Consider the following 14,485-nt stretch of genomic DNA (forward strand, 5'->3'; position numbering starts at 1 on the left):
GGCGTAACGCGCATCGGCCGCTTTGTCCGCCGTGATCATCACACTGCCGGCACCCCTCGCGGTTACCTTGCCCTCGGCATCCACCGTGGCGACGCCGGTATCGCTCGAGCGGTAACTGATGGCACCGTCGCCGTCGCCACCGCTGGCGGTATTTGTCAGCATCTCGTCCACTGACAACTCAAACGACCCCGCCTGCTCGAAGGTAATCGTTTGGACGGCAAGACTCACGGTAATCTCATAACTCGCACTGGCCGCGGCGTAACGCGCATCGGCCGCTTTGTCCGCCGTGATCATCACACTGCCGGCACCCCTCGCGGTTACCTTGCCCTCGGCATCCACCGTGGCGACGCCGGTATCGCTCGAGCGGTAACTGATGGCACCGCTGCCAGCACCGCCGCCGGCGGTGTTACTCAGGGTTTCGCCTACCAACAGTGCCACGGGCCCAACCTGCGCAAAGCTGATCGTTTGGGTCGCCAGGCTGACGTCGATGCGATAACGCGCACTGGCCGCGGTGTAAAGCGCATCAGTCGCTTTTTCGGCGGTAATGATCGCCCTGCCAACACCCGTGGCGGTTACCCGCCCGGCAGCGTCCACAGTGGCGACTGTGAGATCGCTGGAGTGGTAACTGACCGCGCCCGTACCGGCGCCCCCACTGGCGACGTTACCCAGGCTGCCGCCCACCGGCAGCGCCAACGGGCCCGGCTGGGCAAAAGCGATGGTTTGGGGAATACGGCTCACATCGATACGATAACTCGCACTGGCAGCAGCGTAACGCGCATCGGCCGCCTTGTCGGCGGTGATCGTCGCACTGCCGGCGCCCGTGGCGGTTACCCGGCCGTCGGCAGCCACGATGGCCACCGCCCTATCACTTGACCGGTAGCTGATCGCGCCCGTACCGGCACCCCCGCCGGCGACGTTACGCAGATTGCCGCCCACCGGCAGCACCAACGGGCCCGGCTGGGCAAAAGCGATAGCTTGCGTCGCCAGACTCGCCTCGACGCGATAGCTGGCCTGGGTGGCGGCGTAACGCACATCAGCCGCTTTGTCGGCAGTAATCGTTGCGCTGCCGGCGCCCGTGGCGGTTATCAAGCCGTCGGCATTCACAGTGGCCACCGCCGTATTGTTCGAGCGGTAGCTGATCACGCCGTTGCCAGCACCGCCGCTGGCGGCATTTTCCAGGGTGTTGCCCACCGACAGTGCCACCGGCCCCGCCTGGGCGAAGGTGATGATTTGGGGAACACGGCTGGCATCAATGCGATAACTCGCACTGGCCGCGGCATAACGCGTATCGGCCGCCTTGTCGGCGGTGATCGTCGCGCTGCCGGCGCCCGTCACAGTTACCAAGCCGTCGGCAGCCACGATGGCCACCGCCCTATCACTGGACCGGTAGCTGATCGCGCCGCTGCCATCGCCCCCGCTGGCGGCGTTGTTCAGGGTATCGCCCACCAACCGCATCAACGGACCCGGCTCGGCAAACGCAATGCTTTGTTCGATCAGTGGAGCATTGACAGAACGGGTGTTCGACTCATCGTCCCCACAGGCGGTAAGCAACAGCAGTAAAACGGTTACAACCAAACTCTTGCTAGTCATCAACGACATATCTTATAGCCCTCTATTTTTTACGACCCACATTTTTTATGACTTATCAATTTTTTCTTGACTACTGTATTAACGCCCTGGGTTCTCCAGGCGTATAACAGTATCCACAATGGCCTAGCGGAAAAAATTTAGTCGCAGACCGCGATAACCACTAAAGATCTTCGGTTTTTCCAAACCTTGCGCTCCGTGCGGCCTTACCAACGTTTACGCTTTATTCAGTTTCGACGGCCCTTTACTGACCGGGCCACTTGCTGTTTATCTGACGCCCACACCCGCCCATGCACCACTTCTTTATGGAAGTGCGCTTTAATCGCTATACACTTTTTGCAAGCCTTTGCTGCCGAAACCAGCTCCGGTTATCAGAGCAATCGCAGCGACAAGCCTAGTATCGAGGAATGGATTTTGACGCGCCTATTTTTAACAGGTTTCACCTTCATCTAACGGTTTGGTGGTTTGAAAATACTTGAGCCAACACAAACTGGTTATTGATCAAGTTAATCGGTGAGGCGGATTGTCCACCATTTAATTTTGAATGTCACCAAAAACAACAAAAAAATAAGTAACGTTTTGTTTGTGAAAATTGAAAAACGCCGACTAAATCTTATAAACAAAAACAATTTAGTGGAAAACTGAAAGCGAAAGACGTTTGCTTTACTGCGATGACAAAACAGTTTTGTCAGTGAAAAACCGGACACAGTTTTTTACTGTCCGCTACTTTGCCAACATAAATATTGAGGAAAACTTTTATCTTACTGCGCACCGTAAAAGGTCAACGACTGTCAGCTGATACTTTTTTGTGCTTGTTTGCGTCCATTTGTCAGTGTATCTACCTACATTAACTTGCAATTGAGGCTTGAAACACAAAAGGCCTTGGTCGTTTTTTTTAAAAAAACGAAAGCGCGAGAGAAAAGAACCTCGATGATGCCTTATAAAAAAAGGGGCTTTAGGAGAAAAGCTGAATGTAAGCCATGTATACCTGGCTGCGACGAAAACGCATTTTTTCGGTTAAAGGTTGAGTTTATTGTAATGCGTCGACGCTGTTTCCAACGTAAAGATCAACACCGGACTTCACTCTATCGAGTCTAATAAAAGATCAAGCTTTATTTCAGTCAATCTTTTTTTGTGCTTACCTTCCGGCATTTGTAGGGGTTTCTACCCACACAGCTAAGCCTTTGACCATTGGAGGCAACGAAAGCCTATCGCTTTCGCGCAGGTAGCAAGCTGTCGCTCACAACCGGGAAACCCTTAGCCTCACGAAGCTCAAGGCCAGGGTTAAAGCTTTCTTACTGTTTGTTTTCCAGCTTCTCAACACCAAAAAACTTTAAAATCAAACGTTCATACAATGGTTCGGTTTTGCCCGCTTTCATTTTCTTGATAAAGTATTTCTCGAACGCAATTTTGGCGGTATGCACCCAGTTGCCTTTCTTCATCCAGGTGATATTGCGCGGCGGGATTTGCGGCAGGGCCACGAAAGCAGCGCCGGAATCGCCCATATCGGCCAGACAGATAGCGTTCCAGGTCGCCTGGGCCGTGGGCTTTTCGCCGTTGATATCGGCTTTGATATTCTGCGCCAGCGCGGTCACCATCGACTCGATCATATAGCCGGTTTTGGGCGTGCCCACCGGCACCGGCGTGGCCTCGACCGGGGGAATCGCCACACACACGCCGGCCGAGTAGATGTTGTTGTATTTGGGATGGCGCTGGTAATCGTCAATGGGTACGAAACCTTTGTCGTTGCCGAGCGCCGGGGCGGCGGCTATCGCCTCTATCCCGCGAAACGCCGGCAAAACCATAGCGTGTTTAAACGGCAGGGTATGATTGCCCGCACAGGTACCGTCTGGCTTGAGCTCCTCCACCGCCATAGTATCTTGCGCCACTGAATGGATTTGCGCATTGCATACCCAGTTAATATGGCGCTGTCGCAGTTCCGATTCAAGCAGCGACTTCGAGTCGCCGACACCACCCAGCCCCAGATGGCCGATATAGGGTTCACTGGTGACATAGGTCATGGCGACATCTTTCCTGACCTTCTTGTCGCGCAGGGCTTTATCCAGGATAAACGCGTACTCATAGGCCGGCCCGAAACAGCTGGCCCCCTGGGCAGCGCCGATAATCACCGGGCCGGGGTTTTCGATCAGGCGTTTCACATCCTCGTAACAGCGCTCGGCATGAGCAGTGGTGCAGATAGAATGGGTAAATCCCTGCGGCCCCAGACCGTCGATCAACTCGAAGGCGAGGCGCGGACCGGTGCAAATAACCAGGTAATCGTAGGTAACCGAACCGCCGTCGTGCAATGTCAACTGATTGCTCTCGGGTTCAATCTTCCTGACTTCACCGGTGATGAAGTTAATCCCTTTTTTCTTTAACAGCGGCGCCAGCTCGATACTGATATCCTTGCGCACCCGCCAACCCACCGCTACCCAGGGGTTTGAGGGCACAAACTGAAAATCGGGTTTCTTGTCGATCAACGTAATCCGGGCATTGCGCCCGCCCAACAACTCTCTCAATTCATAGGCGGCGGGCAAACCGCCAATGCCCGCGCCGACAATCGCTATATGTACCATGATCCTCCTCCCCGGAAGTCACCTCTTGGTTAAAATCCGTATCGCAACGCGATATACAGATTGCTGTTATCCTTTAGCTGACCGAAGAATGTCTCCACCTGATCGCCGTAAAAAACATTCGTGCCCACTTCCCATATCCAATGGTCGCTGGCTTTATAATTGGCCTTGGCCCGCACATAACCGTCCTCTTCCGACGGGCTCCAGAAGTTGAACAGCGACAGGGTCAGACGCTGGTTTATCAGTGTTTGCGTGAGGCGCAGGGTCACCAGATCGCGGTGTCGGTCTTTCACGAAGGCGTTTGTCGCCAGGCTGCTTCTGTAGGCGCCGTGGTCGGTCATTGATTCCCGATAGAGCTGCACCGCACCGGTTAACTCCGGTGCCAACTCCCGCTCGAAACCGAGCAAAAAGCGCCACTCACTGTTTCTGATCAAAGGATCTGTGCCGCTGTTGTCATCGCGGCTGTCGTAAAAACCGACCTCCGCATAGCCGATACCACCGGCCATTGGCCCGCGTACGCTGGCGCCGTACACGGCCAGGCGCGGAAACGTCGACAGGCCGGTGGCGGGGTCCATACCGGCGGGACTTTTCCAAAAACCCCGATAGTAATAGGCCGCCATTTCCGCGGCGCCCCAGAGTCGGTGCGCACGCAGGGCAATCTCACCGTCCTCGCCCTCGCGGTCGCGCTCGATAACATTCACCGGGTACTCGCGACCGACAATCGCATCGACCCGGGGATTGAAGTACGACAGCCGCCGTCCATCGACAAAGCGATCGGCATCGAAAACCGGCGTATAGACCAGGTCCAGGTTAATCAGATCGGCGTAAAACGACAGTTTCAGCGCATCGGAAGGCGCCTTCAGGTACTCTTCATCGCGGCCGATTAAAAAAGCATTCCAATCCTTCGGAAATAAATCATTGATAAACAGCAGATCGCCTGTGCCCCAGGTCAGTATCTGCCGCCCCGCTTTCAAATCGGTAGATTCGCTCGGGTGCAGCAAAGCATTAAGCTCACGCAGCTCAAGCCAGCCCTCGCCGGCGTCGAGGTCAAAGGAGTGATCGTCCAGCACCGGATCAAATACCAAATCGGCGGTGGAGGAAATCTGGCCCCAGCGATAGTCCTGATCCCACTGCAGTTGCACCCGGGCTTCGCCCAGTGAGGCATCCTTTTGGGTGTCGTCTTCCCGCAGGCGCGTACCCAGGCGGGTTTCGACAAAACCACTGAACAGTGCTTCGCCGTCTTCATCCTCGGCCCGCTCAGGCTCCGCCGCCGTACCGAGTCCGGCCGGTAGCGCCGGCGGTTCGGCTCCCAGCAGCGCCGGTGCGACCAGGGTTGCGAGAATGAAAAGCGAAGGAATTTTCATGTTAACCCTTCAATTACCGCAGGTATTTTCTCGGTGCACTGCGCAGGTAGCGCTCGCTGAAAATAGCTTCCGGTATGTCCAGGTTGTAGTCCACGTTACTGTAGCTCAAGGTGGTGTAGCCACCGATGCGCGTATCGCTCATTTTGGATTGAGTCACCGTTGCAAAGCCTTCGATGACTTCGACCCTCAAAGCTTCGTAGGTGCGGTAGACTTTGCCGGCACTGTCGTAAAACTCGGTTTTAACCGGAATAAATGTGCTTTTATGAATCCAGTTCTTGTAGCGGGAAAACTCAACTTTTTCCGCTTCCTTCGGCGTGCTCTGCAACACGAAGTAGTCGTCGGTCTCCTCCAGCAACTGGTGGCTGTCTTCAGCCGGCGTGCGCCCGGAGACATCCTCGTAGAAAAAGTGCGATCCCATAAAGCTGGTGCGCTCATCGCTGGCGGCAATACGCTTGACCAAATCCAGAGCGGGCAGGTACATCCAGCGGTCGTCATCCCGGTCGACATATTTCCAGACCATAAACACCGTTTTGTTGACATCGGCCGGGCTGTGGAAATAAACATAGAGCTTTTGCTCACCATCATTGGCGTCGTCCACGTCCTTGCGCAAGATAACAAAGTGCCGATTGCGCTCACGCCCGCGACTGTCGACGATCTGCATATGCACCTTGGCTTTACCGTCGGCCGCCTGATAATAAGCAGCGCGATTGGCTCTATCCACAATGTCCTGCACGGCAACGGCGCCGGCCTGTCCGGCACCAACCAGCCACAATAGGGCTGTCAGGGCGATACGGTCGTACATGTTGTCGGCTCCTGGTTTTTAAAAAACACGGTTTCGAACTGGGTTAACAGTGCCGGCAGAATCAGCAGCGATGCGGCACCGGCAAACACCAAGATGGAAGAGATAAAAAATCCCACCGTTTGATAAGGCACCAAAGGTGCGACAAGCAAGGGTAAAAAGCCCACGCCGATCACAATCACATTGCGGCTGATAGCCCGGGCGGGTTCGCCGAAAACGGCCTTGATCCCCAACGCCCAGGAACCTTGGCTTTGTTGCAGGTAGCGACTGCGCGCCAGAAAATGAATGGCATAGTCAATCGCCAGACCGAGACTCAAAGCCGACAGCACCGCCACCGGCATGTCATAGTCCTTGCCAACCAGGCCGATCAGCCCGTAGATCGCGGCGATGGTCACCGTCAGCGGCAGCATACTGAGCAGGCCCCACCACAGCGACCGGAACAGCACAGTCATCATCACCAATACGATCACAAAGCTGCCCAAGAAAGCCTTCAACATGCCGGCCACCATTTCGTCCTGCCAGATAACATTGATATAGGTCAGGCCGAACCAGTTGTGCTGCAGCGCTACCGGCGGCGGATTTTCGCTGAAAAACGTCTCCACCGCCCCCACCAGCGCATTCATATCCTTGTTGTCACCGCTTTTGAGCTGAATCCAGAGATTGCTCTGGCGGTAGTCGGGGGTGACGAAATGCCACAGGTCCTGGGGGCGGTGACCGCTTTGATAAGTGATCAGGGTTTGCGCCACTGCCGCCCGGGTATCGGGGATACGGAAGTCCTGTTCGCGGCCGAGAAACAGCTCCCGGTGCACGGTTTTGACAATATCGGGCAGGCCATTGCTCTTGCCCACCAACCCGGTCCCGTCGAGATAGCGCTGCAGCGATGCCATATAGCGCAATACCTCCGGTCGCTTGAATACCTCCTGCGCCTGCTGCCACTCACCGGCGCTCAGCAACACCCGATCCCAGGCCTCCCACTCGGCATCCGTCGCTGTCGCCTCCTGCTGCGCCAGTGCAAATGCCGTAAAGGCCGGCAACCAGGCCGGCGGCGAGTCACCGGGTAACGTATTCAATTTGTTTTCAATCACGGCAATAATCTGCGGGTCCAGACCGGCCAGGCTCTGCAACAGCCCAGCCCGAGTCTGGGCGGGCTGTCCGTTTTCTCCGGCCGCGGGGGCAAGCGCCAGATACGCCATATAGGTGCCGCCAAAACGTTCATTCAACGCCTTGTCGGCGACCCGGATGGTATGGTCTTCGGCAAACCACTTCACCGGGTTATCGTTGATCTGAATTTGTTGGATGCCGTAAACCGCCCCGCCCGCCAGTACCGCCGTAACCGCGAGGATCAGTTTACCGCGCCGGTAAGTGAACAGGCCGACGCGCTGGAGCATCCGCGACAGTGGCGTATGCGCCTCACCTTTTGCCCCCATGCCAAACCCGCTTAGCGAGGACTCGGGCATCAGCATAATATAAGCCGGAATCAGGGTGACGGTCAGCAACCAGGCGAATACCACGCCGAGCGCCACAAACACGCCGAATGTCTGCACCGGCGGAATCGGGGTAAACGCCAGCGAGCCGAACCCGGCGCAGGTGGTGATCGACGTGAACAGCATCGGCGCCGAGAGTTCCTCCATCACCGCCTTCAGCGTCGCTTTGCGATCCCGCAACTGTGGATAGCGGTCAAAAAAATCCGACAGTATGTGCACCGAATCCAGCACCGCAATGGGCATCACAAAAATCGGAATCATCGAGCTCATAATATGGATGGTATTGCCCGTCACCACCAATAGCCCCATGGTTAGAATCACCGAGATCAACGCCACGACCAAGGGCGCGATCACCAGTTTCACATGCCGGAAAAACCACCACATCAGGATAAAAATCAGCAGCATCGCCACCGGTGCCGAAATCGCCATCTGCTTGAACATCTCGATACCAAACTGATCCTGGGCTATAGGCAGACCGGTGATATGAAATTCATCCGCCGTGTCGAATTCGGCAATCTTGGCCCGCAGGCGCTGGGCGACTTCATAGCTGTCGTTTTTCGAGGTTATCGGGATGTACAGCGCCATTGCCTTTTTATCCCGCGAGACCAGCGTGTCGTTGAGGAACGGCAGGCGCATGGCCTTATCGGCGATGGCCAGCGCCTCGGCGTCGGTCTCGGGCGGGCGACTCATCAGCCATTCAAAACGCACCGAGCCGAGGCCGGCCTGCTCGATATTATCGACCGTGGAGGGCGCGATAACATCGATAGCGACAACCCCCTTTTGCTCGCCCCCCTTTTCCCAACTGATCTGTTGCGCGTAATTCGCCAGCGCGTGGATATGGCCGAGGGACTCGCGATTGAAAACACCCTGCGGGTGCTGCCGGTTAATGACCCCCACCACGACCATGTCATAGAGCCCGAACTCGCCTTTCATGGCATTGTGGAACACCCGCACCGGCTCATCCGCCGGCAGCATATTTTCCGGATCGGTATCGATATTGACAGGATGCAGGAAGGGAAACCCGGCCGGACTCAAACTCGGCGCGGCCACCAGCAGGATAAGCAACAGGCTCAACAGGCCACTGAGGACAAATCCGGACCTGGGGCGAGCGACGGCATGTTCGGATAACACAAGCATAGTGATAATCCTCTAGCCGAAAGCACTGCCCGGTTTCACACCCAGCTTTTTCAAAATGCTGGCCAGGGGGCAAAACCCGGTAAACGCGGCCTGAAACATATTCAAGCCCACAAATGCCGTCAGCAGGAACCAGTAAGGATGTACCCATTGGCCCAACACCAAGCTGACAAGGATCAAGGTTCCGGCGAAAGCGAAGACAAAGCGATCGATATTCATAATTGACCTCCTGGTAAATCTGATTTGGAGACTTTCCATCCAGATGCCTATAATTCAGACTTATCTAAATTAGAATATTCTAATATAAAGATCAAGCCCTCTTTCCCGGTTAGCAACGGACTACTTTGGCATAACGGCTGGCCGCCTATAAATCGGGACAGAATATAGAGTGCAGGACCTCGATGACCTTCACCGCATCGTCACCGTCGAGGCGATAATAGATAGCCTGGGACTCTCTGCGGGTGCTCACCAGGCCGGCCTCACGCAGCGATGCCAGATGCTGGGACAGGGCAGACTGGCTTAACGGCACCCGCTCATTGAGTTCACTGACCGACAACTCACCTTGAATCAGGCTGCAAAGTACCATCAGCCGGCTCTCATTCGACATGGACCGCAACAGCTGGGCGGCCTCCTTGGCGTGTTCCTGCATGGCCTCGAGGTTTGCAGTGGTGTTGTTCATGGCGTCAGCAGACCTGTACGACAATTACATTAGGGCATTCTAATATAGCATTATTGGCTTAATAAAGGGCTTTGAATTGTCTTTAGCGCGCAGGGTTAAACGGGGGGATGAATATCGTCGACATACTGTGTTGCCACTGGCCAGACCGGGGCTCTACTGCCTGTTCGGTGTCAACCGGCGCCGGGCAGTTTAGCCAGGGCTTCAGCGATCAGGCGGTCGGCTTTGATTGCGTCTCTCTGGTGGGGCAGCCAGCCTATGGAAGTGATTTTGATTTCCGTTTGCGAACGTGTATATTCCACCCAATTTAGTCTCCATAATCAACCTGGAAAAAAATAGGTTAAGCGATGGGATACCAAGGTAATATATTTGGCACTTTTGTTTTGCTACTGACAGTTTCCTGCTTTTCCTACGGCAACGGCGGATTAAAAAAATACGCTCCCCTGCAGAATTTTACCGGTAAGACAGTAGATGTGCGGGAAACAATAACTGTTGGAGAGAACGAGATATTCGATGGCAATGGCGATATGTACGACTGGAATGGCGAGGGTGACTGCTCTCAACGCGAAGGTATGCCGCCAATGTTTATTCTACTGCCCGGATCTACTTTAAAGAACCTGTGGATAAGAGGTGCGCCCGATGGAATTCATGTTAAAGGGTCCAACATTGTTATTGACAATATTGTCAATGTCGATGTTTGTGAAGATGCGATTTCGATATCTAAAAGTAAGCATTATGTAACGGGAGAAAATATTAAAATTTTAAACTCTGAGTTTTTCCACTGCCATGATAAAGCCATTCAGCTAACTCGGGGAACTGACATTCTCATTAAAAACAACGAATTTTACGATTGCGCCAAAGCCGTTAGGATAAAGGAGCAGGCTCAAAGTATTAGGTTCGAAGATAACAGGGTATTTGACGCAAGAAGTGTTATAAAAGTAACAGGTGGTAAAGGTTATGCCAAAGGAAATTTCATCCGGGGGTCCAGAGTGGGTTTTTGGGCCGAGAAGAGCGGTTCTTTAATCGACACTGGAGGAAATGTCTTTGTCGACGTCATAGAAAAGTATCGCGAAACTGAGGGTGGAAAGGTAACCATTCCAGCAAACTAGCTCACAAATTGGCCTGGCCTTCCCAGGGGCAAGCAGCCATAGCGGACGAAGATGAAGTTCACTGCTGCCAAGCGCAATTTTATACCGCAGATCCGCTTGGATAAAGCAGTGTTTAAGTAAAAAGTGTCAACCTCAACTGCGCAAACTGCCACTCAATCAGTATTGCGAACAACTTATTTCCAACGCCTCAGCGAGCAGAGTAGTTACAGCAAACACCAACTGACAAATAGTTGCTGCTCATTCACTGTTTGAGGTAAAGTAGCCGGGAAATTAAACGTTAATTCTGCTTGCACACTGATCAGTCGGTGTCACTCAATTACTGGAGATGTAGCGGCGGGAACCACTCTCAAAAATCACTATTTGCAAGTCAGTATGATAAGTCCGGTGATCTAGCCGCCGGCATTCGTTTTATACCTGTTAACTTTTTATGCCTATTAACTTTTTATACCTATTAACCAGAGAACACACAATGGCTCTATACAAATACTTTCCACTCACACTATTTTTTGTGGGGTTTCTGTCATCTCATATAACCCTGGCGGACCAGGAGGAAACGACCCGCCTGCTTCGGTTTCCGGATATTTACAAGCAACATGTCGCTTTCGTATATGGCGGCGATATTTATACGGCCTCAATCGAGGGGGGAACAGCCACGCGCTTGACTTCTGATGAAGGGCTGGAGTTATTCCCCAAGTTTTCGCCTGATGGCAGTAAAATCGCTTTTTCCGCCGAGTACAGCGGCAATCGACAGGTCTACGTCATGAATCGGGATGGCAGCGGGCTCAAACAGCTCACTTACTATAACGATGTCGGTAAGATGCCACCGCGGGGAGGTTTTGATTATCGCGTCATGGATTGGACACCGGACGGCAAATACATTCTGGTACGGGCCAACCGGCTGCCGTGGGGACCGCGTATGGGCAGACCCATACTAGTACCGGCAGATGGAGGAATGCCGATAGAAATGGCTGTACCCGAAGGTGGTGGAGGTATGCTGTCACCGGATGGCAAAACACTCGTCTATACACCGATAGACCGCGAGTGGCGAACCTGGAAACGACATCGCGGTGGCCGTGCTCAGGACGTCTGGACCTACGATCTGGAAAACAATACCAGCAAGCAACTGACGTCTTTCGACGGCACCGACCAGCAACCTGTTTGGGTAGGCGACAACATTTTTTTTGCTTCCGATCGTGAGGGCATACTAAACCTTTACCGCCATCAAGATTCGGCGCAGCCCAGCCAGCAAACTTTCCACAAGGAATTTGACGTACTTTGGCCAAGCGCGGGACCGGATGCGGTTGTTTACCAGAATGGCGGCTTTCTGTATCGATTTGATCCTACAAATAGCAAAACTGAAAGGCTGAACATAGTGGTTGCCGGGGAACGCCAGTATCGCCAGGCCAGTTTCAAAGAGGCTGCCAAGTTCGTCGACTCCTTTGATATTTCTCATGACGGCAAGCGTACCCTGATAGCCGCTCGAGGAGAGCTGTTTACAGTGCCGGAAAAAAACGGGCCCATACGCAATATTTCCAACTCTACCTCGGCAAGGGAAATCAGCGCGAGTTGGTCGCCGGATGGAAGGAGTATCGTGTATCTGAGTGATATCACGGGCGAGTACGAAGTGTACATTCGGAGTCAAGACGGTAAAGGCGGCGCAAAACAGCTCACTCAAAATTCGAATATCTGGTTATTCCCCCCGGTATGGGCCGGCAGCTCAGATAAAATTGCCTGGGCAGATAAAAACCAAAAACTGTGGATAATGGAGATTAACGGCAAAGCCAGCGAGATTGATCGAGGCATTTACGCTGACATTACCCATTATCGGTTTTCGTCAGACGGACGCTATCTGGTCTACGTAAAGGGCGCAAAAAACGGTTTGTCACAGATATGGCTATACGACAGCAGGAAAAAATCAAAATTACAACTTAGCGACAATAATACTTCTGATTATTCGCCGGTGTTTGACCCTGAAGGCAGGTATCTCTATTTCCTCTCGAATCGCGATTACAACCTGAGCTTCAGCGACTACGAATTTAACTATCTCTATCATAAGGCCACCCGAATCTACGCGGTACCACTCAACAACAGCGTTGAGATGCTGGGCGCGTTAAAAAGTGATGAGGTCGGACCGGTTGAGGAAAAAAAAGATAAGGAAAGTGATAAAGAAAACAAGAGGCCAAAGCCGATTACGCTTGACGCAATGAAAATGCGCAATCTCGCAATGGCTTTAAACGCTGAGGCAGGCAGCTATAGCCGCCTTACTGCCAATAAGGAAGGTGTTATTGTGCTCGCCGGAGAGGGGGACACATCAACATTGAAACTGGTCACTATCGGTGACGATGCGGAAACAAAAACAATCGCAGAAAAAATCGACGACTACCGCTTAGCCGCCGGCGGAGAAAAAATCCTGGTGAAGCAAAAGGACAAGTTCTCTGTCATTGAAGCAAAGCCCGAACAAAAACCGGATGAGAAACGTCTTGCGCTGGCTAATCTGCAAGTTCGCATTGATCCGGAAATCGAATGGCCTCATTTATTCAGAGATGCATGGCGCATCCTTCGCGATTGGTTTTACGATCCCAATATGCACGGCCAGGATTGGCAAAAAATATACGACAAATACCGCCCGTTGGTTGATCACGTGGCTCACCGCGCCGATCTGGATTTTATCCTGGGCGAAATTGCCGGGGAGATGAATGCGGGACATATTTACGTGCAAAGTGGCGATGAGCCATCGGTAAAACGAATTGACGGTGGGCTGCTGGGGGCAGATATAAAGCCGCACGCCTCAGGCAATTTTCAGATTACCAAAGTCTTTAAAGGTGAAAACTGGCATGACAACTTCCGTTCACCGTTAACACAGACTGATGTCGGGGAAGGTGAATTTATCACTGCCGTTAACGGTATCGCCAGCAAGAGCGTCGAGAACTTCTACCAACTGATGGAAAATACTGCGGGTAGAACCACCACTTTGTCTATATCCAAAAAGGCTGATGGGAAAAATGCGCGGGATGTGCTTGTTAAACCGATTGAGCGCGAAACAAATTTGCGCTATTTGGACTGGGTGGCGGATCGCGCACGTTATGTGGAAAAAATATCAAAGGGTCGCGTGGGCTATATTCATCTGCCCAATACGCATATCGACGGCAATCGGGAACTGTTCAAACAGTTTCTCCCCCAGATCAATAAAGAAGCCTTGATTATCGATGATCGGTATAACGGTGGCGGCTTCATCCCCGATCGTATGATTGAAGTGTTGTCACGCAAGCCGTTAAATTATTGGAAACGCCGCGGCCTGGAGCCTAGCGCAACGCCCTTTTATCACCACAGCGGCCCGAAAGTGATGCTCGTCAACGGTTACTCATCCTCCGGAGGCGATGCTTTACCCTATTATTTCCGCAAAAACGGTCTGGGAAAAATCATCGGCACGCGAACCTGGGGTGGATTAATCGGTATCTCCGGTAACCCGCAGTTGGCCGATGGCGGCCAGGTGATTGCGGCAACGTTTAGAATTTTGGATACCGACGGCAACTGGGTGGTGGAAAATGAGGGAGTGAAGCCCGATATTGAGGTGGTGGATCGCCCGGAGTTAATTTACCAGGGACAAGATCCCTCGATAGAGCGCGCTGTAACTGAGTTACTAAAACAGTTACCAGCGTCAGCGCCACCGCCGCTTAAGGCACCTCCGGCGCCAACGGATTTTTGAGTCAGACAGGGACTCGCCGGCTACCACAACCGCGAGTCCCACTGCCGGCAGCA

10 protein-coding genes are annotated in these 14,485 nt (G+C 53.3%); 2 read left to right on the forward strand and 8 right to left on the reverse strand.

Annotated features, from left to right (window positions below):
- The 8 genes from FKG94_RS29000 to FKG94_RS29380 all read right to left on the reverse strand — a co-directional run.
- Window positions 1-1,590 (reverse strand): Ig-like domain-containing protein (locus FKG94_RS29000; protein WP_218943553.1); only part of this gene is annotated, 1,590 nt, incomplete at its 3' end.
- Between the two features lie 1,292 nt (window positions 1,591-2,882).
- Entirely contained in the window at window positions 2,883-4,163 is a 1,281-nt protein-coding gene (locus tag FKG94_RS16215; protein ID WP_142905374.1) for an NAD(P)/FAD-dependent oxidoreductase, read from the reverse strand.
- 29 nt (window positions 4,164-4,192) lie between these two features.
- Entirely contained in the window at window positions 4,193-5,524 is a 1,332-nt protein-coding gene (locus FKG94_RS16220) for a hypothetical protein (RefSeq protein ID WP_142905375.1), read from the reverse strand.
- A 13-nt stretch (window positions 5,525-5,537) separates the two neighbouring features.
- A complete protein-coding gene (locus FKG94_RS16225; RefSeq protein WP_142905376.1) occupies window positions 5,538-6,326 on the reverse strand; it encodes an outer membrane lipoprotein-sorting protein in 789 nt (262 codons plus the stop codon).
- Window positions 6,305-8,944 (reverse strand): efflux RND transporter permease subunit, encoded by a 2,640-nt coding sequence (locus FKG94_RS16230; RefSeq protein WP_142905377.1) that lies wholly within the window; start codon window positions 8,942-8,944, stop codon window positions 6,305-6,307. The genes FKG94_RS16225 and FKG94_RS16230 overlap by 22 nt, the downstream gene beginning before the upstream one ends.
- Before the next feature lie 12 nt (window positions 8,945-8,956).
- Window positions 8,957-9,160, reverse strand: coding sequence for a YgaP family membrane protein (locus tag FKG94_RS16235; RefSeq protein ID WP_142905378.1), 204 nt, complete (start codon window positions 9,158-9,160; stop codon window positions 8,957-8,959).
- 145 nt (window positions 9,161-9,305) lie between these two features.
- Complete coding sequence (locus FKG94_RS16240; protein WP_142905379.1) at window positions 9,306-9,620, reverse strand: ArsR/SmtB family transcription factor; 315 nt, start codon at window positions 9,618-9,620, stop codon at window positions 9,306-9,308.
- A 170-nt stretch (window positions 9,621-9,790) separates the two neighbouring features.
- Window positions 9,791-9,919: a hypothetical protein gene (locus tag FKG94_RS29380; protein ID WP_281284251.1), complete on the reverse strand. Its 129-nt coding sequence runs from the start codon at window positions 9,917-9,919 to the stop codon at window positions 9,791-9,793.
- A 45-nt stretch (window positions 9,920-9,964) separates the two neighbouring features.
- Here FKG94_RS29380 and FKG94_RS16245 point away from each other — a divergent pair, with 45 nt between their 5' ends.
- Complete coding sequence (locus FKG94_RS16245) at window positions 9,965-10,726, forward strand: pectate lyase (RefSeq protein ID WP_142905380.1); 762 nt, start codon at window positions 9,965-9,967, stop codon at window positions 10,724-10,726.
- A gap of 469 nt (window positions 10,727-11,195) precedes the next feature.
- Window positions 11,196-14,432, forward strand: a complete 3,237-nt coding sequence (locus FKG94_RS16250) for a S41 family peptidase (protein ID WP_142905381.1) — start codon at window positions 11,196-11,198, stop codon at window positions 14,430-14,432.
- The last annotated feature ends 53 nt before the right edge of the window (window positions 14,433-14,485 follow it).

This window comes from Exilibacterium tricleocarpae, from assembly GCF_007004655.1.
Lineage (GTDB): Bacteria > Pseudomonadota > Gammaproteobacteria > Pseudomonadales > Cellvibrionaceae > Exilibacterium > Exilibacterium tricleocarpae.

Coding starts and splice junctions, on each gene's coding strand:
- FKG94_RS16215 (WP_142905374.1), bottom strand. CDS start 4,163: ATGGTACATATAGCGATTGTCGGCGCGGGCATTGGCGGTTTGCCCGCC.
- FKG94_RS16220 (WP_142905375.1), bottom strand. CDS start 5,524: ATGAAAATTCCTTCGCTTTTCATTCTCGCAACCCTGGTCGCACCGGCG.
- FKG94_RS16225 (WP_142905376.1), bottom strand. CDS start 6,326: ATGTACGACCGTATCGCCCTGACAGCCCTATTGTGGCTGGTTGGTGCC.
- FKG94_RS16230 (WP_142905377.1), bottom strand. CDS start 8,944: ATGCTTGTGTTATCCGAACATGCCGTCGCTCGCCCCAGGTCCGGATTT.
- FKG94_RS16235 (WP_142905378.1), bottom strand. CDS start 9,160: ATGAATATCGATCGCTTTGTCTTCGCTTTCGCCGGAACCTTGATCCTT.
- FKG94_RS16240 (WP_142905379.1), bottom strand. CDS start 9,620: ATGAACAACACCACTGCAAACCTCGAGGCCATGCAGGAACACGCCAAG.
- FKG94_RS16245 (WP_142905380.1), top strand. CDS start 9,965: ATGGGATACCAAGGTAATATATTTGGCACTTTTGTTTTGCTACTGACA.
- FKG94_RS16250 (WP_142905381.1), top strand. CDS start 11,196: ATGGCTCTATACAAATACTTTCCACTCACACTATTTTTTGTGGGGTTT.